This is a genomic window from Streptomyces sp. NPDC030245, assembly GCF_055572995.1.
The window spans coordinates 1-17309 of the sequence record NZ_JBVICF010000015.1 but is presented as its reverse complement, the minus strand read 5'-3'; the positions used below and the strand labels follow the sequence as shown (position 1 = coordinate 17309).

The 17309-nt window shown below is 70.6% G+C and carries 23 protein-coding genes, 1 pseudogene and 1 riboswitch; of the genes and pseudogenes, 13 read left to right on the top strand and 11 right to left on the bottom strand.

What is annotated here, in order from left to right; translation table 11 throughout:
* Positions 1-12 precede the first annotated feature (12 nt).
* Both ACZ4Z4_RS33020 and ACZ4Z4_RS33015 read right to left on the bottom strand, forming a co-directional pair.
* Positions 13-237, bottom strand: coding sequence for a DUF397 domain-containing protein (locus ACZ4Z4_RS33020; protein WP_468335649.1), 225 nt, complete (start codon positions 235-237; stop codon positions 13-15).
* A 9-nt stretch (positions 238-246) separates the two neighbouring features.
* Positions 247-1110, bottom strand: coding sequence for a helix-turn-helix domain-containing protein (locus tag ACZ4Z4_RS33015; RefSeq protein ID WP_468335646.1), 864 nt, complete (start codon positions 1108-1110; stop codon positions 247-249).
* Between the two features lie 272 nt (positions 1111-1382).
* Here ACZ4Z4_RS33015 and ACZ4Z4_RS33010 point away from each other — a divergent pair, with 272 nt between their 5' ends.
* The gene (locus tag ACZ4Z4_RS33010; RefSeq protein WP_468335643.1) at positions 1383-1835 is read left to right on the top strand and encodes an ATP-binding protein; all 453 of its coding nucleotides are present in this window, start codon (positions 1383-1385) and stop codon (positions 1833-1835) included.
* A 43-nt stretch (positions 1836-1878) separates the two neighbouring features.
* Here ACZ4Z4_RS33010 and ACZ4Z4_RS33005 read toward each other — a convergent pair whose 3' ends face one another.
* The 3 genes from ACZ4Z4_RS33005 to ACZ4Z4_RS32995 form a co-directional block, all read right to left on the bottom strand.
* Positions 1879-2352 carry a C40 family peptidase gene (locus tag ACZ4Z4_RS33005; protein WP_398306700.1) on the bottom strand — a complete coding sequence of 158 codons (474 nt, stop codon included), beginning with the start codon at positions 2350-2352 and terminating at the stop codon, positions 1879-1881.
* A gap of 3 nt (positions 2353-2355) precedes the next feature.
* Positions 2356-2532, bottom strand: a riboswitch (cyclic di-AMP (ydaO/yuaA leader).
* A gap of 358 nt (positions 2533-2890) precedes the next feature.
* A complete protein-coding gene (locus tag ACZ4Z4_RS33000; RefSeq protein WP_468335640.1) occupies positions 2891-3199 on the bottom strand; it encodes a hypothetical protein in 309 nt (102 codons plus the stop codon).
* A 7-nt stretch (positions 3200-3206) separates the two neighbouring features.
* On the bottom strand, positions 3207-3854 hold the full coding sequence (locus ACZ4Z4_RS32995) for an ATP-dependent Clp protease proteolytic subunit (RefSeq protein ID WP_468335637.1): 648 nt from the start codon (positions 3852-3854) through the stop codon (positions 3207-3209).
* A 107-nt stretch (positions 3855-3961) separates the two neighbouring features.
* On the opposite strand from ACZ4Z4_RS32995, the gene ACZ4Z4_RS32990 reads away from it, so the two are divergent.
* On the top strand, positions 3962-4240 hold the full coding sequence (locus tag ACZ4Z4_RS32990; protein ID WP_468335634.1) for a type II toxin-antitoxin system Phd/YefM family antitoxin: 279 nt from the start codon (positions 3962-3964) through the stop codon (positions 4238-4240).
* Positions 4241-4279: 39 nt separating this feature from the next.
* Here ACZ4Z4_RS32990 and ACZ4Z4_RS32985 read toward each other — a convergent pair.
* Positions 4280-5289, bottom strand: a pseudogene (locus ACZ4Z4_RS32985) (ABC transporter permease).
* 130 nt (positions 5290-5419) lie between these two features.
* On the opposite strand from ACZ4Z4_RS32985, the gene ACZ4Z4_RS32980 reads away from it, so the two are divergent.
* From ACZ4Z4_RS32980 to ACZ4Z4_RS32950, 7 genes are all read left to right on the top strand, one after another.
* Positions 5420-6040 (top strand): TetR/AcrR family transcriptional regulator, encoded by a 621-nt coding sequence (locus ACZ4Z4_RS32980; protein WP_468335632.1) that lies wholly within the window; start codon positions 5420-5422, stop codon positions 6038-6040.
* Between the two features lie 200 nt (positions 6041-6240).
* Positions 6241-6543 (top strand): urease subunit gamma, encoded by a 303-nt coding sequence (locus ACZ4Z4_RS32975; protein ID WP_398306692.1) that lies wholly within the window; start codon positions 6241-6243, stop codon positions 6541-6543.
* 16 nt (positions 6544-6559) lie between these two features.
* Positions 6560-6904 (top strand): urease subunit beta, encoded by a 345-nt coding sequence (locus ACZ4Z4_RS32970; RefSeq protein WP_468335629.1) that lies wholly within the window; start codon positions 6560-6562, stop codon positions 6902-6904.
* The gene (locus ACZ4Z4_RS32965) at positions 6897-8618 is read left to right on the top strand and encodes an urease subunit alpha (protein ID WP_468335626.1); all 1722 of its coding nucleotides are present in this window, start codon (positions 6897-6899) and stop codon (positions 8616-8618) included. The genes ACZ4Z4_RS32970 and ACZ4Z4_RS32965 overlap by 8 nt, the downstream gene beginning before the upstream one ends.
* A gap of 30 nt (positions 8619-8648) precedes the next feature.
* Positions 8649-9323 carry an urease accessory protein UreF gene (locus ACZ4Z4_RS32960; RefSeq protein WP_468335621.1) on the top strand — a complete coding sequence of 225 codons (675 nt, stop codon included), beginning with the start codon at positions 8649-8651 and terminating at the stop codon, positions 9321-9323.
* Positions 9324-9390: 67 nt separating this feature from the next.
* Positions 9391-10074 (top strand): urease accessory protein UreG, encoded by a 684-nt coding sequence (gene ureG, locus ACZ4Z4_RS32955; RefSeq protein WP_468336233.1) that lies wholly within the window; start codon positions 9391-9393, stop codon positions 10072-10074.
* Positions 10032-10919 carry an urease accessory protein UreD gene (locus ACZ4Z4_RS32950; RefSeq protein WP_468335618.1) on the top strand — a complete coding sequence of 296 codons (888 nt, stop codon included), beginning with the start codon at positions 10032-10034 and terminating at the stop codon, positions 10917-10919. The genes ureG and ACZ4Z4_RS32950 overlap by 43 nt, the downstream gene beginning before the upstream one ends.
* Here the strand turns inward: ACZ4Z4_RS32950 and ACZ4Z4_RS32945 are convergent, their stop codons facing one another.
* The 4 genes from ACZ4Z4_RS32945 to ACZ4Z4_RS32930 form a co-directional block, all read right to left on the bottom strand.
* A complete protein-coding gene (locus ACZ4Z4_RS32945; protein WP_468335614.1) occupies positions 10920-12671 on the bottom strand; it encodes a chitinase in 1752 nt (583 codons plus the stop codon).
* Positions 12672-12863: 192 nt separating this feature from the next.
* On the bottom strand, positions 12864-13697 hold the full coding sequence (locus ACZ4Z4_RS32940; protein WP_468335611.1) for a PIG-L family deacetylase: 834 nt from the start codon (positions 13695-13697) through the stop codon (positions 12864-12866).
* A gap of 120 nt (positions 13698-13817) precedes the next feature.
* Entirely contained in the window at positions 13818-14072 is a 255-nt protein-coding gene (locus ACZ4Z4_RS32935; protein WP_468335608.1) for a DUF5133 domain-containing protein, read from the bottom strand.
* Between the two features lie 389 nt (positions 14073-14461).
* Positions 14462-14821 carry a MerR family transcriptional regulator gene (locus tag ACZ4Z4_RS32930; protein WP_468335605.1) on the bottom strand — a complete coding sequence of 120 codons (360 nt, stop codon included), beginning with the start codon at positions 14819-14821 and terminating at the stop codon, positions 14462-14464.
* A 112-nt stretch (positions 14822-14933) separates the two neighbouring features.
* On the opposite strand from ACZ4Z4_RS32930, the gene ACZ4Z4_RS32925 reads away from it, so the two are divergent.
* From ACZ4Z4_RS32925 to ACZ4Z4_RS32910, 4 genes are all read left to right on the top strand, one after another.
* A complete protein-coding gene (locus ACZ4Z4_RS32925) occupies positions 14934-15530 on the top strand; it encodes a DsbA family oxidoreductase (protein ID WP_468335602.1) in 597 nt (198 codons plus the stop codon).
* Positions 15527-16021 carry a nucleoside deaminase gene (locus ACZ4Z4_RS32920; RefSeq protein ID WP_468335599.1) on the top strand — a complete coding sequence of 165 codons (495 nt, stop codon included), beginning with the start codon at positions 15527-15529 and terminating at the stop codon, positions 16019-16021. Before ACZ4Z4_RS32925 ends, ACZ4Z4_RS32920 begins: the two co-directional genes overlap by 4 nt.
* A gap of 30 nt (positions 16022-16051) precedes the next feature.
* The gene (locus tag ACZ4Z4_RS32915) at positions 16052-16372 is read left to right on the top strand and encodes a DMT family transporter (protein WP_468335596.1); all 321 of its coding nucleotides are present in this window, start codon (positions 16052-16054) and stop codon (positions 16370-16372) included.
* 68 nt (positions 16373-16440) lie between these two features.
* A complete protein-coding gene (locus tag ACZ4Z4_RS32910; RefSeq protein WP_468335593.1) occupies positions 16441-16872 on the top strand; it encodes a DMT family transporter in 432 nt (143 codons plus the stop codon).
* Between the two features lie 231 nt (positions 16873-17103).
* Here the strand turns inward: ACZ4Z4_RS32910 and ACZ4Z4_RS32905 are convergent, their stop codons facing one another.
* Positions 17104-17238, bottom strand: coding sequence for a hypothetical protein (locus tag ACZ4Z4_RS32905; RefSeq protein WP_468335590.1), 135 nt, complete (start codon positions 17236-17238; stop codon positions 17104-17106).
* Between the last annotated feature and the right edge of the window lie 71 nt (positions 17239-17309).

Below are 17309 nucleotides of genomic sequence, written 5' to 3'. Positions count from 1 at the left end.
GGCCTGGGCCGCTCAGTGGAGGCAGTTGAGGAACGACTCCCAGGGGCCGGGGGAGAAGAGCAGGGCTGGCCCTGCGATGTTCTTGGAATCACGCACGGCACGCAGGCCGGTCAGCGGTTCCGAGTCGAGGGTGGCCGTCTCGACACAGTTGTTCATTCCGTTGCTGTAGCTGCTGCGCTGCCACCGCGCACCTTGAATTCTCGTGCTGGAAGGTACGTACCGAGGCATTGCGGTCATAGTGCCTCCTTACGCGCCGTCGCATAGCCCGGCGATGAAATCCGATGAGTCCTCGGGTGAGAGCGCCTGTACCTGAAGGGAGTTGAAGGCCTCCGTGTACGCCTGGAGGTCTTCTTTCCGTTCGAGGTAGAGGCTACTCGTCAAATGGTCGAGAACAACCACATCCAGATCAGCAATGTCCGGAAATGAAAAAATAACGAAAGGGCCGATCAATCCCACATGCTCGCCTGCGGCGAACGGCAACACCTGAAGTCGAACGTGAGGCATGTGGGACGCCTCCCTCAACCGGACCAACTGCCCCGCGAAGACCCGCGCCCCGCCCACCGGCCGCCGCAGCACCGCCTCGTCCATGACCACGCTGAGCCGCAGCGGCGGATCCGCGCGCAGCACGTCCTGCCGGGCGAGCCGGACCTCCACCAGCGCGTCGACCTGCTCCTGCGGCAGCTCGCCGAGCGCGGCCCGGGTCACCGCGCGGGCGTACTCGGAGGTCTGCAACAGGCCGGGAACCACGGACGTCTCCAGCGTGCGCACCCAGCTGGCCTGTGATTCCAGGCTGATGAAATCGCGGTAGGTGGCGGGCAGCAGACCGCGATAGGCCTTCCACCAGTGATGGCGCCCCGCGCCGGGATCGTCGGCGCCGGCGAACGCGATGAGCAGCTCACTGCGCTGCGGGTCCTTGACCTGATATGCCTCCATCAGCAGCCGTACGTCGGCGGCTTTCACGCCACTGCGGCCCGTTTCGATCCGGCTCACCTTGGACTGGTGCCAGCCGACCTTGGCCGCGGCCTCGCTGCTGGTGAGTCCCGCGTGAGCGCGCAGGGCGCGCAGGGCGGCGCCGAGCTGACGACGGCGCACCGCGGGGCCGTACTGCATGCCCGTCTCCTTTCGGACGGAGCCGTCGGATCTCCCGGCGGCGGGGCAGGGCAGTACGCGAGATTAGAGGAAGTACCGCTCTCACGCCCAAATACGGTCTGCCTTAGCAGAGTTCACCGCTTCGAGCGACAGATATATGCACATCTCGGTGGATCGCCACCCGTGACCGGCCAAGGAGTGGCAGGCTGGCGCGAAGCACCAGTCCGGGACTGTCCTCGAGTCATCCGCCGCGAGCCGGAGACCGGTCCCGGTGGGAAAGGGACAACGTCGCCATGGCAGACCACCAGGAAGCCTCCGTCACCCTGCCGAGCGATCCTGTCTCGGTCCCCGCCGCCCGGAAATTCGTCTCCCGCGTGCTCGCGGAATGGGGCCTGCCCGGCGACGCCGAGGTGGCCGACACGATCAGGCTGATCGTCTCCGAACTCACCACCAACGCCGTGCAGCACACCCTGGGCCAGTCGCCCACCTTCACCGTGGACCTGGAGCTCGACCGTGACGAGCAGCTGCGCATCGGTGTCACCGACAGCCACCCCCGCTACCCCAAGCGGCTCCCTGCGGCCGTCCAGCAGGACAACGGCCGCGGCATGGTCATCATCCGCTGGCTGGCGGCCGAGTGCGGCGGCAGGCTCTCTGTCAGCCCCACCGACGAGGGCGGCAAGACCGTGTGGATCGCGCTGCCCTGGCAGCCACCCGTCCAGCGCGGCTCGCGTGACGACGCCCGCTGACCGGTTCGGCCGGGGCCCGCGAGTGCCGCGCTGGACGGTGCGGTCAGCGCACCCTGCCGTACCAGACGCTGTTGGACCAGATCTTCTCCAGGCGCACCACGGTCCCCCTCTTGGGAGCGTGCCAGATGCGGTTGTTACCCGCGTAGATCCCGACGTGGTAGACGTTCCGTCCGGAGTGGAAGAACACCAGATCACCACGGGTCCGCTGGGACCTGGAGATGTGCTTGGTCTTGTTGTACTGCGCGGCGGCCGTGCGAGGCAGCTTCTTGCCCGTCTTCTTGAACGAGTAGAGCGTCAGGCCCGAGCAGTCGAACCGGTTGGGTCCGGCCGCCCCGTAGCCGTACGGGGAGCCCTTCTTGGACGCCGCGATCTTGAGCGCCTTCGTTCCGTGTGTCGCTGCCTCGGCCTCCGCCGTGAGCCCGGGGGCCACGACGGTGCCGCCCACGACGGCGAGCGTGAGGGCCGATGCGGCCCCCGTCCTGCTGAGCAGCGACGGAACATGATTCAGCGCGGTCATGCGCAACCCTTCGTCAGCCGCCTGTGAAGGATGACCTGTCGGGTTCGGGCAGGCGAAGATGCCCGGCCGCGTCGTGCTCTGCGGCTTAACCCCAAGGGCGTCGTCCGGACTTCCCGGACGGGCCCGTCGTACCTGGGTCCTCCACTCCTGCCGTTGCACAGATGTCGACCGGTCATCCGGGTGGCGGCAGGACTCGGCGTCCGCCCGGACCGCCCCGCCGCTGTGGCGGGGGCTTGTCGTCGGAAGGGATCTTGACCCGAAACAGGTCCGAAAACCGAGTCGAAACGGTGTTTTGTGAGGCTACTCACGACTGACCTGTTCAGGTGGACACTGCCGAATTCGGCGTTCCGCCGCCCTCTCTGACGACCGCTCGACCAGCAGCGGAATGCATAATTCCGCCCCTGCTGTACTCGCCGGACGCAACTTCGGACCGTGCGGATAAGGACGCGTGGGTACGCCGTCCGGGGTAGCCCGACTGGTCCGTTTCGAAGTCGCCCCGGACGTCCGGGCGTCGGAAGCGGGGGCGCCCGACGGAATTTCAGGAGCCTTGCGGGGGCGGCACGGTGAGTCGTCCCGCCCGCCGCTCGCCATCGAGGACGCGCAGCGCCCGGACCAGCGTGGGCGTGTGCATCTCAGTCTCGCCCCGCTGGTGCATGAGGGCGAGCGCGTCCCGCAGCGCGACCGCCCGGCCGACCAGGGCCTGGGCGGCGCGCAGACCGCGGTAGGTGTGCTCGGTGCGGGCCGGATTGATGCGGCCGAGCAGGTCGACGACTTCGAGATAGCGGTCGATCAACTCCGCCTCGGCGCGGGTGAGGGCGGGCAGGGGCGGCAGTTCGGGCGGCAGCATCGGTGGCTCACCTCGGGTCGCGGGCGGCGAGCGAGGCCTTGCGGCTCGGGATGATGCCGTCCACGAGCCCGTACTCCAGGGCCGCGGGCGCGTCGAAGATCTTGTCCCGTTCGACGTCCGCGGTGATCCGCTCCGGACTCTGCCCCGTGTGCCGTACGAGCATCTCCTCCAACTGCCGCCTGGTGCGCAGAAGTTCGTCGGCCTGGATCGCCAGGTCCGTGGCCTGGCCGTGGATCGGTTCGGAGACGGCCGGCTGGTGGATCAGAACGCGCGCGCCGGGCAGGGCGAACCGTTTTCCGGGGGTGCCCGCGGCGAGCAGGACGGCGGCGCCCGACGCGGCCTGGCCCAGGCAGATCGTCTCCACGTCGCAGCTGACGTACCGCATCGTGTCGTAGATCGCGGTCATCGCGCTGAACGAGCCGCCGGGGGAGTTGATGTACAGCGAGATGTCGCGGTCCGGCGCCTGGTGCTCCAGGTGCATGAACTGCGCCATCACGTCGTTCGCCGAGGTGGCGTCGACGGGCGCGCCGAGGAAGACGATCCGCTCTTCGAGGAGCTTCGAGTACGGGTCCATGGTCCGCGCCCCCGAACTGGTGCGTTCGGTGAACTCGGGCAGGACGTGTCGGGCAGACGGACGGGCGGACAGCTGACTCATGGCTCGCCTCTCTTCTTCCGGTCGCCGGGGTGCGGTCCGGCGTTCTGTACAGAAAGTACAGGACGTACGTTACGTAGGGGGAGGGGAGCGGCGTCTAAGCTGGACGCATGGCCTACGAGATTCCGGTGACGCAAGCCCGCGCAGAGCTCGCCGAGCTGATCAACCGCGTCGTCTACGGCGGCGAGCGGGTCGTCGTCACCCGGCACGGCAAGCCGCTCGTGGCCCTGGTCTCCGCCGCCGACCTGGAACGCCTCGAAGGGCTCGCCGAAGCCGCCGAGGAGCGGACGATCTCCACCGTCACCTCGATCGACTCCGCGTCACCCGCCCCGTCGGAGCGGCACCGGTTCGGCATCGCGGCCGAACACCGAGGCCCGAACGCGACGTAGCGAAGCGCGCGTCAGCCCGCCGACGTCGCGGAGCGCGCCTCAGCCCGCCGACGTCGCGGGCTGCCGCGGTGCGGTCGGCGCGGTGGCGTGGCTCCGCCGGACGCGTAGCGACCCGAGCAGGACCGCCGCGAGGCCGAGAGCGGCCCACGCGCTCAGCGTCAGGGCCGGCCCCGACGCCCCCGCGCCGTCGAAGAAGGAGACCGCGCGCAGCAGGGTTCCCTGGGCGCCCGGGGGCAGCAACTGGCCGATGAGCCCGACGGGTTCGGGCAGCAGTTGCGGAGCCGATGTGACCCCGGAGAAGGGGTTCCCGAGCAGCACCATCAGCAGCGCGCCGACCCCGTGCCCGCGAGCCCGAACAGGGCCGCGAGCCCGGCGACGGTGGCGCTCACCGCGAGCGTCGCCAGGCCCAACACTGCGGCCACCGCCCACCAGTTGCCGGTGAGCACGTCGAGCCAACTGTGCGCGAGCGCGGCCGTGACGGCGCCCACGAGCGCGGCGGTGACGAGCAGTACGGCCGCCGCGCGCCCGCCGCGCAGCCCCAGCAGTGTGACGAGCGCACCGGCCGCGACCCCGGCGAGGACGAGCGGCAGCACGCTGGATCCGAGGGCCGCGCCCCTCGGGTCGGCCGCGGGCGCCGGGACCACGTCGACGGTCGGGACCGCGGCGGAGTCCGGGGCCTGTTCCCGTACGGCCTGTTGCAGCAGCTGTGCGACGACAGGGCTCGCGGCCGTCGCGGTGAGCAGCTCGGGTCCGCCGGGCGTGGCGACGATCGCGCCGTATACGGTCCGGTCCTCGATGGCGGCTCGGGCGGCGGCCTCATCGGCGTAACGATGGATCTCGAAGGCGCCCTCGCGCCGCTCCAGTTGCCGTGCGACCGGTTCGGCGGCCGCGGCCGGTCCCGCGACGCCGAGCGGCAGGTCGTGGGGCGCGGTGCGGGCGGCGGGCCAGGCGAAGGCCCAGAGGGCCAGGGCGGCGAGGGCGCAGGCCAGCACGGTCACCGCCGCGGTGCGGGGGCGGCGGTGCGATGTGCCGGTGAGCGGCGTGGGCATGGATGGCGTGGGCATGGGTCCGGTCAGTCCTTCCCGAGTAAAGAGAATGATCGTTCGTTCTCTCTGCGTCTCCAATGTCGTGCGGCGTGCCGGGCTTGTCAAGAATGAACGTTCGTTTTAGGTTCGGGGCATGGCTCGCGTATCCCAGGAACACCTCGACGCCCGCCGCCGGCAGATCCTCGACGGCGCGGCGGTCTGCTTCGCGCGGAACGGCTTCCATGCCACGTCTATGCAGGACGTGCTGAAGGAGGTGGGCCTCTCGGCCGGCGCCGTCTACCGCTACTTCCGCGGCAAGGACGAACTGATCGCCGCGATCGTCGGCGAGGTGCTCTCCGACATCAGCGGCGTCTTCGAGGCGGCCGCCCGGCAGAGTCCGCCGCCGCGGCCCGACGTCCTGGTGGCCAGGGCGCTCGCGGAGGTGCTGGACCTGCGCCCGGGGATGCGGGGGGTCGACGCGGGGCACTCCGCCCGATTGCTGATGCAGGTGTGGACGGAGACCCTGCGCAACGACGACCTGTCGGCCGTCCTGACGGACGTCTATACGCGAGTGCGCGCTGTCTGGGTGGTGATCGTCGAGGGCTACCAGAAGGCGGGCCTGATGCGCGCCGACATCCCCGCCGACCACGTCGCCCGGACGATGATCGCCGCCGTGCAGGGATTCGTCGCGCAGTGCGTCCTGTTCGACGAGGTCCCCGTCGAGGCGTTGCAGGACGGGCTGCGGGCCCTGATGAGTATGGCGGAGCCCAGCTGACGGTCATGGGCCGGTCAACGACTGGTTAACCTCGTTGAAACTCCTCCCAACTACCCTCCCGTGCCACGCCACCAGCGGATTTTCTAACCGGGGTGCGCAAGATCGCGCGCACTCGCTGTGTGTTACATCTATATCCGTCGCGGTGGCCGCGGCAGCCGGACCCCGCAGCGGTTCGGAGCGAGGACTGTGAGGTGGGACGCGTGCAACTGACCCCGCACGAGCAGGAGAGACTGCTCATCCATGTGGCCGCGGATGTGGCCGAGAAGCGAAGGGCGCGGGGACTGCGGCTCAACCACCCCGAGGCGATCGCCCTCATCACCTCCCACATCCTCGAAGGCGCCCGCGACGGCCGCACCGTCGCCGAGCTCATGTCCTCCGGGCGGCGGATCCTCACCCGGGACGACGTCATGGACGGCATCCCCGAGATGATCCACGACGTCCAGGTCGAGGCCACCTTCCCGGACGGCACGAAGCTCGTCACCGTCCACGAGCCGATCGTCTGACGGGAGTCCGCGTCTCATGCATGCCGCATCGCACGGCACCGGCCACGGACCGGTCCCCGGAGAGCTTCTCTTCGCGGACGAGCCCGTCGCCTTCAACGAGAACCGCGAGGTCACCCGCCTCACCGTCCTCAACGCCGCCGACCGCCCCGTCCAGGTCGGCTCCCACTACCACTTCGCCGAGGCCAACCCGGGTCTTGAGTTCGACCGCGGCGCCGCGCACGGAAAGCGGCTCAACATCGCCGCCGGAACCGCCGTGCGCTTCGAGCCCGGAATCCCCGTCGACGTCGAACTCGTCCCGCTGGCCGGCAAGCGCGTCGTGCCCGGTCTGCGCGGCGAGACCGGAGGTGCCCTCGATGCCTGAGCTGTCCCGTGCCGCGTACGCGGACCTCTTCGGACCCACGACCGGCGACCGCATCCGGCTCGCCGACACCGACCTCCTCGTCGAGATCGAGGAGGACCGCTCGGGCGGACCCGGACGCTCCGGCGACGAGTCGGTCTTCGGCGGCGGCAAGGTCATCCGCGAGTCGATGGGCCAGTCCCGCACCACCCGCGCCGAAGGCGCCCCCGACACCGTCATCACCGGCGCGGTCGTCATCGACCACTGGGGGATCGTCAAGGCCGACATCGGCATCCGCGACGGCCGCGTCACCGGCATCGGCAAGTCCGGCAACCCGGACACGATGGACGGCGTCCACCCCGATCTCGTCATCGGCCCCGAGACCGAGATCATCGCGGGCAACGGCAAGATCCTCACCGCCGGCGGCATCGACACCCACATCCACTTCATCTCGCCGACCATCGTCGACGAGGCGCTCGCCTCCGGCGTCACCACGCTCTTCGGCGGCGGCACCGGGCCTGCCGAGGGCAGCAAGGCGACCACCATCACGCCCGGCGCCTGGCACCTCTCCCGGATGTTCGCGGCGCTGGAGTCCAGCCCCGTCAACATTGGGTTCCTCGGCAAGGGCAACACCGTCAACGCCGAGTCGATGCACGCCCAGCTCCGCGCCGGCGCCGTCAGCTTCAAGATCCACGAGGACTGGGGCGCCACGCCCGCCACGATCGATGCCTGCCTGAACGTCTGCGAGGAGACCGGTGCCCAACTCGCCGTCCACACGGACACCCTGAACGAGGCGGGGTTCATCGACGCCACCTTCGACGCCGTCGCGGGCCGCACCCTGCACGCCTTCCACGTCGAGGGCGCGGGCGGCGGCCACGCCCCCGACATGATCACGGCGGTCTCGCTGCCCAACATGCTGCCGAGCTCCACCAACCCCACCCGGCCGCACACCGTCAACACCGTCGAGGAGCACCTCGACATGCTGATGGTCTGCCACCACCTCAACCCGGCCGTCCCCGAGGACCTCGCCTTCGCCGAGTCCCGCATCCGGCCCACCACGATCGGCGCGGAGGACATACTCCACGACCTCGGCGCCATCTCGATCATGTCCTCGGACTCCCAGGCCATGGGGCGCATCGGCGAGGTCATCATGCGCACCTGGCAGACCGCGCACGTGATGAAGCGGCGCCGCGGCTTCCTGCCGGGCGACACCCGCGCCGACAACCACCGCGCACGTCGCTATGTCGCCAAGTACACGATCAACGCGGCCGTCGCCCAGGGCATCGACCACGAACTCGGCTCCGTCGAGCCCGGCAAACTCGCCGACCTGGTGCTGTGGGAACCGGCGTTCTTCGGCGTCAAGCCGCAGCTCGTCCTCAAGGGCGGACAGATCGCCTACGCGCAGATGGGCGACGCCAACGCCTCCATCCCCACCCCGCAGCCGGTCCTGCCACGCCGCATGTACGGAGCGCACGGCAAGGCCCCCGCACTCAACTCGGTCAACTTCGTGACCCAGTCCGCGCTCGACGACGGTCTGCCGGAGCGCCTCGGCCTGGACAAGCCGTTCGCCGCGATCCGCTCCACCCGCGGCCGCAGCAAGGCCGACATGCGCGAGAACGACGCGCTGCCCCGGGTCGAGGTCGCCGCCGACAGCTTCGCCGTCACCATCGACGGCGAACTCGTCGAGCCGTCGCCCGCCGCCGAACTCCCGCTCGCGCAGCGGTACTTCCTCTTCTGACGGCCACGACGACACCAGGCGACCCCACCCATGTCCAGAGCAGCACTCCTCGTCCTGGCCGACGGCCGCTTCCCCGCCGGCGGGCACGCCCACTCCGGCGGCGCCGAGGCGGCCGTCAAGGCCGGCCGCATCACCGGCGCGCCCAGCCTGGAGGCCTTCTGCCGGGGCCGACTGCACACCTCCGGGCTCGTGTCGGCCGCCCTCGCGGCGGCCGCCGCCCTCGGCGTCGACCCGGGCACCCTGGACGCGGCGGCGGACGCCCGCACACCCTCACCCGCCCTGCGCACCGCGGCGCGGCGCCTCGGCCGGCAGATGACGCGGGCCGCCCGCGCCACCTGGCCGCACCCCGAACTCGACGCGCTGGCCCGGCAGTTCCCCAAAGGAGCCCATCAGCCCGTCGTCCTCGGACTCGCCGCCCGTGCCGCCGGACTCGGGCCCGAAGACGCGGCGTACTGCTCGGCGTACGAAGGGATCAGCGGACCGGCGACCGCCACCGTACGGCTGCTCAGCCTCGATCCCTTCGACGCCACGGCGGTCCTCGCCCGGCTCGCGCCCGACGTCGACCAGGTGGCGCTCCGGGCCGCCGACGCGGCGAGACGCGCCCTCGACGAGGGCGTCGACGCGCTGCCCGCGGCCTCCGCGCCGCTCCTGGAGATCGGCGCCGAGGCGCACGCGGCCTGGCCGGTACGGCTCTTCGCGTCGTAGCGCCCCCCAACCCACCGCCCCTGCCCGCCCCTCCGGCGGCCCACCCCCGACCCATGGAGCTGTCATGCTGCACCTCGACCACTCCCACGACGGCCCCGCCGCCGTCTCCGCCGACGCCCACCGTCCCGACGGACGCCGCCGCGCGCTGCGCATCGGGCTCGGCGGCCCGGTCGGCTCCGGGAAGACGGCGACCGTCGCCGCGCTCTGCCGCGAACTGCGCGACGAGCTCTCCCTCGCCGTCGTCACCAACGACATCTACACCCGCGAGGACGCCGAGTTCCTGCTCCGCGAGGCCGTCCTGCCGCCCGAGCGCATCACCGCCGTGGAGACCGGCGCCTGCCCGCACACCGCGATCCGCGACGACATCTCCGCCAACCTGGAGGCCGTCGAGGACCTGGAGGACGAGGTCGGCCCGCTCGACCTCATCCTCGTCGAGTCCGGCGGCGACAACCTCACGGCCACCTTCTCCAAGGGCCTCGTCGACGCGCAGATCTTCGTCATCGACGTCGCGGGCGGCGACGACATCCCGCGCAAGGGCGGCCCCGGCGTCTCCACGGCCGACCTGCTCGTCGTCAACAAGACCGACCTCGCCCCGCACGTCGGCTCCGACCTCGCCCGGATGGCCGCCGACGCGAAGGCGCAGCGCGCCGAACTCCCCGTCGCCTTCCAGTCCTTGCGGTCGGCCGAGGGCGTCGGTCCGGTCGCCGCATGGGTGCGCGGGCAGTACGCGACGTGGACCGCGTCGGCGTGACGGTGGAACTGGCCCCTCGGGACGCCACGGCCCCGTGCGGAGTACTGGAAACGAGCCGGCCGACGTCGGCCGCGACCGCCGTGGCGGCCGGCGGCGCGGGAATCCGCGCGACCGCCCGCGTCGAGGCGCGCGCCGACGGCCGCGGCGGCACGTCGCTCCCCGTCCTCGACGGCGAGGGCCCGCTCGCGCTGCGCCGCACCCGCTCCACCGGCCGCGCGGCGCGCGTCACGCTCGTCGGCGCGATGAGCGGCCCCCTGGGCGGCGACCACCTCACCATCGAGGCCACCGCCCAGCAGGATGCGGCACTGCACATCGGCTCGGCGGCGGCCACCCTCGCGCTGCCGGGTCAGACCCGGGCGACGGCACGCTACGACGTGCGCCTCACCGTCGCCGACGGCGCCGAACTGCACTGGCTGCCCGAGCAGTTGATCTCCGTGCGCGACAGCGACCTGCGCGTCACCACGCGGGCCGAGCTGGCCGCCGACGCCCGCCTGGTGCTGCGCGAGGAGCAGGTGCTCGGCCGCACGGGTGAGGCCCCGGGCCGCCTGACGAGCCGCCTCACCGTGCGCCGCGCGGGACAGCTCCTCCTCGACCAGGAGCTGTCCTGCGGCCCCGGCGCGCCCGGCGGCTGGGACGGCCCGGCGGTCCTGGCCGGCCACCGCGCGCTCGGGCAACTCATCGTCGTACGCCCGGAGTTCGCGCACCGGAAGCCGCCCGCCGGGCCGCTGGGGGAGTGGGCGGCCATCACGCCCCTCGCGGGCCCCGGTGTCCTGGTCACCGCTGTCGCGCCGGACGCGCTCCTGGTGCGCGGGGTGATGGACGAGGCCGTACGTCGCCTCGCCTGACTAGGGAAGGCTGTGCACCTTCGGGCCGACGGCGTTCGACCACGCGTTGCCCGCGGTCGCGTCCCAGTTCGTGGACCACGTCATGGCGCCGCGCAGCGCCGGGTACGTCTTGGACGGCTTGAAGGAGCCGCAGCCGGTGCCGCGGGTCAGGCAGTCCAGGGCGTTGTTCACGACCGACGGGGCCACGTAGCCGCTGCCCGCGCCGCGCGTCGAGGCGGGGACGCCGATCCCGACCTGTGACGGGTCGAGGCCGCCCTCCAGCTGGATGCAGGCGAGCGCGGTCAGGAAGTCGACGCTGCCCTGGCTGTAGACCTTTCCGTCGCAACCCAGCATCGAACCGCTGTTGTAGTACTGCATGTTGACGACCGTGAGGATGTCCTTCACGTTCAGTGCCGTCTGGAAGTAGCCGCCGGAGGTGGACTGCATGTCGATGGTCTGCGGCGCCATCGTGAGCACCATCTTCGGGCCCGCCTTCGCCGAGAGCTGGCGCAGCGCCTTCGTCATGTAGGTGGGGTTGATGCCGTTCTCCAGGTCGATGTCGACGCCGTTGAACCCGTACTCCTGCATCAGCGCGTAGGCGCTGTTGGCGAAGGCCGTCGCGGAGGCGTCGCTGTTGACGGAGATGGTGCCCTTCTCGCCGCCGACCGAGAGGATGACGGACTTGCCCGCGGCCTTCTTCGCGGCGATGTCCGCCTTGAAGTCGGCGACGGAGGAGTAGCCGACGGCCGGGTCCAGGTTGAAGGTGATCTGGCCGGGGGTGGGGGTGGCGTCGGCGAAGGAGACGGCGATGATGTCGTACTGCGAGGACACGTCGCGCAGCTTCTGCACGGTCGCGCCGTTGTTGAAGTTCTGCCAGTAGCCGGTCAGTGCGTGCCGGGGCACGGTGGTGTCCCCGCCGCCGTCGCCCTTGGCCGTCCGTGCGGTCACCGCCGTCGACTTCGCGGACTCACCCGCCGCGTTCGACGCGCTCACCTGGAAGCTGTAGGCGGTGTCGGGGGTGAGGCCGGTGACGGTGGTGGCGGCGCCGGTGGTGGCGGCGACCTTCGTGCCGTCGCGGTAGACGGTGTAACCGGTGGCCTTGGAGACCGGGGTCCAGGACAGGTCCACCGACGTGGGCGTCGTCGTGCCCGCCGCGAGGCCGGACGGCACGGCCGGTATCTCCACCGGGTCGGTGCCGCCGCCCCCGTCGGGCCCGAAGACGCTCACGTCGTCCACGTAGTACGCGCTCTGCCCGTACCAGCCGTGCGTGTACACGGTCACCGACGTGGTGTTCGCGCCGGTGGTGAAGGTGGTGGAGAGCTGCTGCCAGGACGAGGTGCCCGGCGTCCAGGTCGACACGTCGGTGGTGCCGGTGCCGCGGGCGCCGAGATAGGCGTACCCGCCCTGCACCCAACTGCTGATCTTGTACGTCGAGTTGGGCTTCACCGCGACGATCTGGGAGCACTCGGCGGTGCCCTGTCCTGACGGGGTGGCCTTGAGCGCCTTCGTGCCGCCGTGCACGGGGGAGGTGACGGTGGTGCCGCTGTTCGCGGCGCAGGTCCAGTTGGTCAGGTCCGACTCGAACCCGGCGTTCTTGACGACGTTGACGTCTGCTGTGACGTCCGCCGACGGTGTGCTTGTCTGTGCGTTCGCGGGGGCCGACTGGGCCGGTGCGGCGAGCCCGGTGACGGCGAGCGCGGCGGCCGCACCGACGGCGATCGCCGCACCGAGTCTCCGTCGAACACCGGCTCTGCCCTGACGTACACGATCCACGGGGTGCCTCCAGGGAGGGGTGGGGGAGGAAGTGAACGACGGTGGCCACCGCTGCTGTGCGCATCGTTGGTCCAGACCAATCATGTTGTCAAGGCCTCAAGCACACCGAACCTGCCGCGCGGAGGGCGCGGCAGGTTCGGCTGATCCCCGTTTGTTCGTTATTGGTGTCAGCGCAGTCCGGTGAGTCCGTTATCAGCGCAGTCCGGCGAAGAGGTCGTTCTCGGGTACGGCCGCGCCGGTGGTGTCCTTGACGCGTACGAAGGTCTCCATGCCCATCAACTCGCCGAACCTCTCCTTGCCCATCTTGAGGAAGAAGATGTTCTCGCCCTGACTGGCGTGCGCGGCCAGTGCGTCGAACTTTTGGCCGCTGAACGCGGTGGTCTCCACCCACGTGGTGATCTCGTCGTCGGGGAGGCCGATCTCGGCGAGCGCGGCGGCCTCGGCGGGGTCCGGCTCCGGCATGTCCGGGTGCAACTCGCGCATGATCTCGCCGAACCGCTGCATTCCCGAGCGGGGCATCGTCGTCCAGTACACCTTCGGCGTGAACGGAATCATCTCGAGTGCCGCCATCGTGATGCGGTGGGCCTGGATGTGGTCGGGGTGTCCGTAGAAGCCGTTCTCGTCATAGGTGACGACCACATCGGGCCGGTAGTGCCGCATGAGTTCCGCGAGGCGGGTGGCGCCTTCCGCCACGGGGGTCTGCCAGAAGGATCCGGGGGCGTCGTTGCTCGGCCAGCCCATCATTCCGGAGTCGGCATAGTCCAGCATCTCCAGATCGCTGATCTTCAGGACGTCGCAGCTCGCCTTGAGTTCGTGCCGGCGCATCAGGGCGACGGCCGCCGGATCGTGCCCGGGCTCACCCGGTTTCACACCCCCCGGCCCGTCACCGCAACCGCCGTCGGTACAGGTCACGAGAACGGTGCGCACGCCTTCCGCCGCATACCGCGCGAGGACGCCCCCGGTTCCGGTGGCCTCGTCGTCGGGGTGGGCGTGTACTGCCATGAGCGTCAAAGGCCGGTCGGCCATGAGTCGGTCCTCCTGCGGAGACAAGTCCTGATCCCAATGTGCGGTGGGTGCACCGCACATTGGGGGCAACAGTGCAGGATGGACAGCCTGTTCCCGGCGCGTGGTGTGGCCGTGACGCTCTCAGGCGGCGAGGTCCGGGTCTGCCGCGAGTGAGGCCCGGGAGGTCGTTGCGGGGTGCCCGGCCGCCGCCAGTATCTCGTCGGCAGTCGCGATCGCGTCGCTGATGGAGCGGGTCCCGGTCACCGCACACAGCGTGCGGGTCACATCTGCCAGCTCCCGCTGCCACGCCGGGGCGGGCTTCTCCGCGAGCGCGATGCGTGCGTTCGCGTAGCGGGCGAGCAAGGTCCTTACGCGGCGCGGTTCCGGCTTCGACACGACCACAGGCTCCTTCTGGGCACTTCTGCCTCTGCGAGGCACTCTTCGGTGCCATACGTGTTCCCCCGACGGCTTGGCGTATGCCAAGCCGATGGACGGTTCTGCGGCGCTCGGGGGCGGCCCACAGGTACATCGACCGCGCCTCGTTGTACGCGGCGAAGTCGTCCGGCGACCCGCCCTGGGCCAGGTGGGCCACATCGGCCTCGTAGCAGCCCTTCAGTGTGGAGGCGGTGCCGAGCACGATGGCCGGCACCTGTCCGCAGGGCGCGCCGAACGGAGCAGTTCGGCACGGGCCGCCTCCGCGGCGCCGGCCAGGTCGACGCCGAGCAGGCGCAGCGAGACCAGCTCCAGCTCCGATAGCCGGACAGCCTTCTGGCCATGCCGTTCGCTCACGGGGTTTCGCCGGGCAGCGCCGTTTCGACGCGGAGCGCCTGCAACGTGTCGAGTTCCCGGTCGATGTCGCGTCGCTTGGCCTCCAGGCGCTCGGCCTGCTCGGCGAAGAGCCGCTCCATGACACCGTTGCGCTCTTCGGGCGGTGCCTCCATGCAGGGCAGCACCTCGTCGATGGTGGTGCTGCCCAGGCCGGCGGCGAACAGGTGCTGGATCATGACGACCCGCTCCACCATCGAGCTGTCGAAGTCGCGCCATCCGCCGGGGGTGCGCTCGGAGCGTATGAGCCCGTGCGCCTCGTAGTACCGCAGTGACCGGGTGCTGACGCCGCTGGCAGCCGCCAGCTCACCGATGCGCATGAGACCTCCTGAACTGTTCGCCGACATCCGTGCCTTGCAGCTGACACCGGCGTGAAGTTACACGATCTGGGTGTCGCACCCACCGGGGGTGCTCGGAGGGCCGGAGGCCATCGTGACTGCTCAGATCCATCTGTGGTCGGACTACGTCTGCCCGTTCTGCCTGATCGCCGACGAGCTGGTGGAGCGCGCGATCGCCGACCGGCCCGATGTCGAAGTCGTCCACCACGCCCACGAGTTGCGCGCCCGGCCGACGCCCACCCTGCGGCCGGAGGACCCGTACCTGCCCGACATCTGGGAGCGTGCCGTGTACCCCATGTCACGCCACCACCAGGTGCCGATGCGGTTGCCGACCGTCTCGCCGCAGCCCTACACCGAACTGGCCTTCCGGGGCGCCCAGTTCGCCGCGGAGCAGGGGCGGGCCCACGCCTATCACCGTCGCGTGATGACGGCGTTCTTCCGCGAGGACCTCGACATCGGGGACCGCGCGGTCCTGGCCCGTCTGGCCGAGGAGGCCGGACTCGACCCGGCCGCCTACGCGGCGGCCCTCGACGAGCAGGAGTACGCGGAGCGGCACCGGCGCGCACTGGCCGAGTCGGCGCGGATGAACATCACCGTCGTACCCACGATCGTCATCGGCACCCGGCGCATCGAAGGCGTCGCCACCGAAGGCGTGATCCGCAGGGCCCTGCGCGAAGCGGCCGCCGCGTGAGCGCGGACACGGCGCGGCTCACGGCTCTGATGGCCGACGCCGTGGAGCTCTGCGTCCGCCGGGTCGAGTCCGGCGGGGTGCCCTTCGTCGGACTGCTCGTCGCCGCCGACGGCTGGGTCTTTGACCCCGGCGTGAACCTCGTCCACGAGACCGGCGACCCCACCGCCCACGCGGAGATCGTCGCCCTGCGGCAGGCCGTCCGGGCCCGCGGCCGCTCCGCACTGCGGGGAGCCACGCTGCTGGCGACGGGGGAGCCGTGCGCCCTGTGCTACCGCGTCGCCGCCGCACACGGCATCGCCGCCGTCCACTTCGCCGTCGACCGCGACACCGCCGCCGCGTGGGGCTTCGACTACCGGGCGGGCTACGACGCCGACGGAACCGACCGACTGTCCCTGGCGGCAGCGGCCCGACACCTGGCCGTGGAGCGGGGTCTGGTGCCCTTCATCCGCTACATCGACCTGCACCACGCCGACTTCACCCCCCACTCCTGACCCACCCCTCCTCACGTCAAGGACACCGTCATGCACTGGCTCTACCTCGCCGTCGCCGTCGTCTTCGAGATCGCCGTCGCGATCACCGCCGGCAAGGCCCAGGGCTTCACCCGCCCCGGCTGGACCGCCGCCACCCTGATCAGCGGCGGCATCGGCACCTACCTCCTCAGCCTGGCCCTGCTCACCTTCGAGGTCGGCGTCGGCTACGCGATCTGGACCGCGGTCTCCGGGGTCGGAATCGTCGTACTCGGCGCCCTCCTCTTCGACCAGCGCCTGGACTGGCGCAAGTTCCTGGGCATCGCCGCCGTCATCGCCGGAGTCGTCGGCCTCCAGCTCACCGGAGCAGCCTGACGCCGCCGCCCCCCCCACGCACGCCCCGCACGCCGAGAACGCCGAACGTCCCTAAGAAAGGAACTCCCATGTCCACCACCGCTACCGCCACAACCGACAAGAACATCACGCCCGCCGAGAACGTGACCGCCCGCAGCGACCGAGCCCGCGCATGGCTGGTCCTCCTCCTCGCCGGAGCCTTCGAGATCGCCTACGCCTTGGCCGTGGGAGGCAGCCAGGGCTTCACGGTGCTCTCCTGGTCACTGATCGCCGTCGCCTTCTTCCTCCTCACGCTCTTCTCCCTGAGCCTGGCCCTGCGCACCATCGACATAGGCATCGGCTACGCGGTCTGGGCCGGCATCGGCGCCGTCGGAGCGGCACTGCTCGGCCCGGTCTTCTTCGACGAGACCCTGACTCCGGTCAAGGCGCTCTGGCTCACCCTGATCATCGGCGGCGTCGTCTGGCTCAAGCTCTCGGACAGCCCCAAGCCGACGCGGACCGACCAGCCCACCCACCAGTGACGACCACGAACCGCTCACCGGGTCGTACCAATCCGTTTATCGGATTGGCAAATGAGTTGAGTGCCTGCCCAGGGAATGTTGTGCTTCCGACCTGCTGCGACGGTCCGCGGGTGTTCGCGGTTGTCCGCCGCTGTCCGTCGCTGTTGTCACGCAGTTAGACACTCACCCGCAGGTGCGCTCGCGGTCGGTGGAGCGGCTATGGGCCCCGACCTGAGCCGGGGCCCTGAGCTGTCAGCCTTCGTAGTCGAGGAACTCGCGGGGGTCGTAGCCGGGGTACTCGTCCGGGCAGAGGGTGACGTCCTCGGGGTCCTCGGCGTACGGGTTGGGAACGATGCCGTCGTCGCACTGGGGGTTGGTGCAGGCCATGGTGTGCTCCCTAGGTCGGTGCCGTTGTCCTGATGGGCTTCGTCCAGCACGGTTCTGGGAGGGCGCACAAG

What these genes read in the sequence shown, in the direction of transcription:
- ACZ4Z4_RS32905 (WP_468335590.1), bottom strand. Translation starts at nt 17,238, where the DNA reads ATGGCCTGCACCAACCCCCAGTGCGACGACGGCATCGTTCCCAACCCG.
- ACZ4Z4_RS33000 (WP_468335640.1), bottom strand. Translation starts at nt 3,199, where the DNA reads ATGCTGCCGCCCGAACTGCCGCCCCTGCCCGCCCTCACCCGCGCCGAG.
- ACZ4Z4_RS32915 (WP_468335596.1), top strand. Translation starts at nt 16,052, where the DNA reads ATGCACTGGCTCTACCTCGCCGTCGCCGTCGTCTTCGAGATCGCCGTC.
- ACZ4Z4_RS33010 (WP_468335643.1), top strand. Translation starts at nt 1,383, where the DNA reads ATGGCAGACCACCAGGAAGCCTCCGTCACCCTGCCGAGCGATCCTGTC.
- ACZ4Z4_RS32970 (WP_468335629.1), top strand. Translation starts at nt 6,560, where the DNA reads ATGCATGCCGCATCGCACGGCACCGGCCACGGACCGGTCCCCGGAGAG.
- ACZ4Z4_RS33015 (WP_468335646.1), bottom strand. Translation starts at nt 1,110, where the DNA reads ATGCAGTACGGCCCCGCGGTGCGCCGTCGTCAGCTCGGCGCCGCCCTG.
- ACZ4Z4_RS32940 (WP_468335611.1), bottom strand. Translation starts at nt 13,697, where the DNA reads ATGGCCGACCGGCCTTTGACGCTCATGGCAGTACACGCCCACCCCGAC.
- ACZ4Z4_RS32980 (WP_468335632.1), top strand. Translation starts at nt 5,420, where the DNA reads ATGGCTCGCGTATCCCAGGAACACCTCGACGCCCGCCGCCGGCAGATC.
- ACZ4Z4_RS32950 (WP_468335618.1), top strand. Translation starts at nt 10,032, where the DNA reads ATGGGTGCGCGGGCAGTACGCGACGTGGACCGCGTCGGCGTGACGGTG.
- ACZ4Z4_RS32930 (WP_468335605.1), bottom strand. Translation starts at nt 14,821, where the DNA reads ATGCGCATCGGTGAGCTGGCGGCTGCCAGCGGCGTCAGCACCCGGTCA.
- ACZ4Z4_RS32995 (WP_468335637.1), bottom strand. Translation starts at nt 3,854, where the DNA reads ATGAGTCAGCTGTCCGCCCGTCCGTCTGCCCGACACGTCCTGCCCGAG.
- ACZ4Z4_RS32960 (WP_468335621.1), top strand. Translation starts at nt 8,649, where the DNA reads ATGTCCAGAGCAGCACTCCTCGTCCTGGCCGACGGCCGCTTCCCCGCC.
- ACZ4Z4_RS32965 (WP_468335626.1), top strand. Translation starts at nt 6,897, where the DNA reads ATGCCTGAGCTGTCCCGTGCCGCGTACGCGGACCTCTTCGGACCCACG.
- ACZ4Z4_RS32910 (WP_468335593.1), top strand. Translation starts at nt 16,441, where the DNA reads ATGTCCACCACCGCTACCGCCACAACCGACAAGAACATCACGCCCGCC.
- ACZ4Z4_RS33020 (WP_468335649.1), bottom strand. Translation starts at nt 237, where the DNA reads ATGACCGCAATGCCTCGGTACGTACCTTCCAGCACGAGAATTCAAGGT.
- ACZ4Z4_RS33005 (WP_398306700.1), bottom strand. Translation starts at nt 2,352, where the DNA reads ATGACCGCGCTGAATCATGTTCCGTCGCTGCTCAGCAGGACGGGGGCC.
- ACZ4Z4_RS32990 (WP_468335634.1), top strand. Translation starts at nt 3,962, where the DNA reads ATGGCCTACGAGATTCCGGTGACGCAAGCCCGCGCAGAGCTCGCCGAG.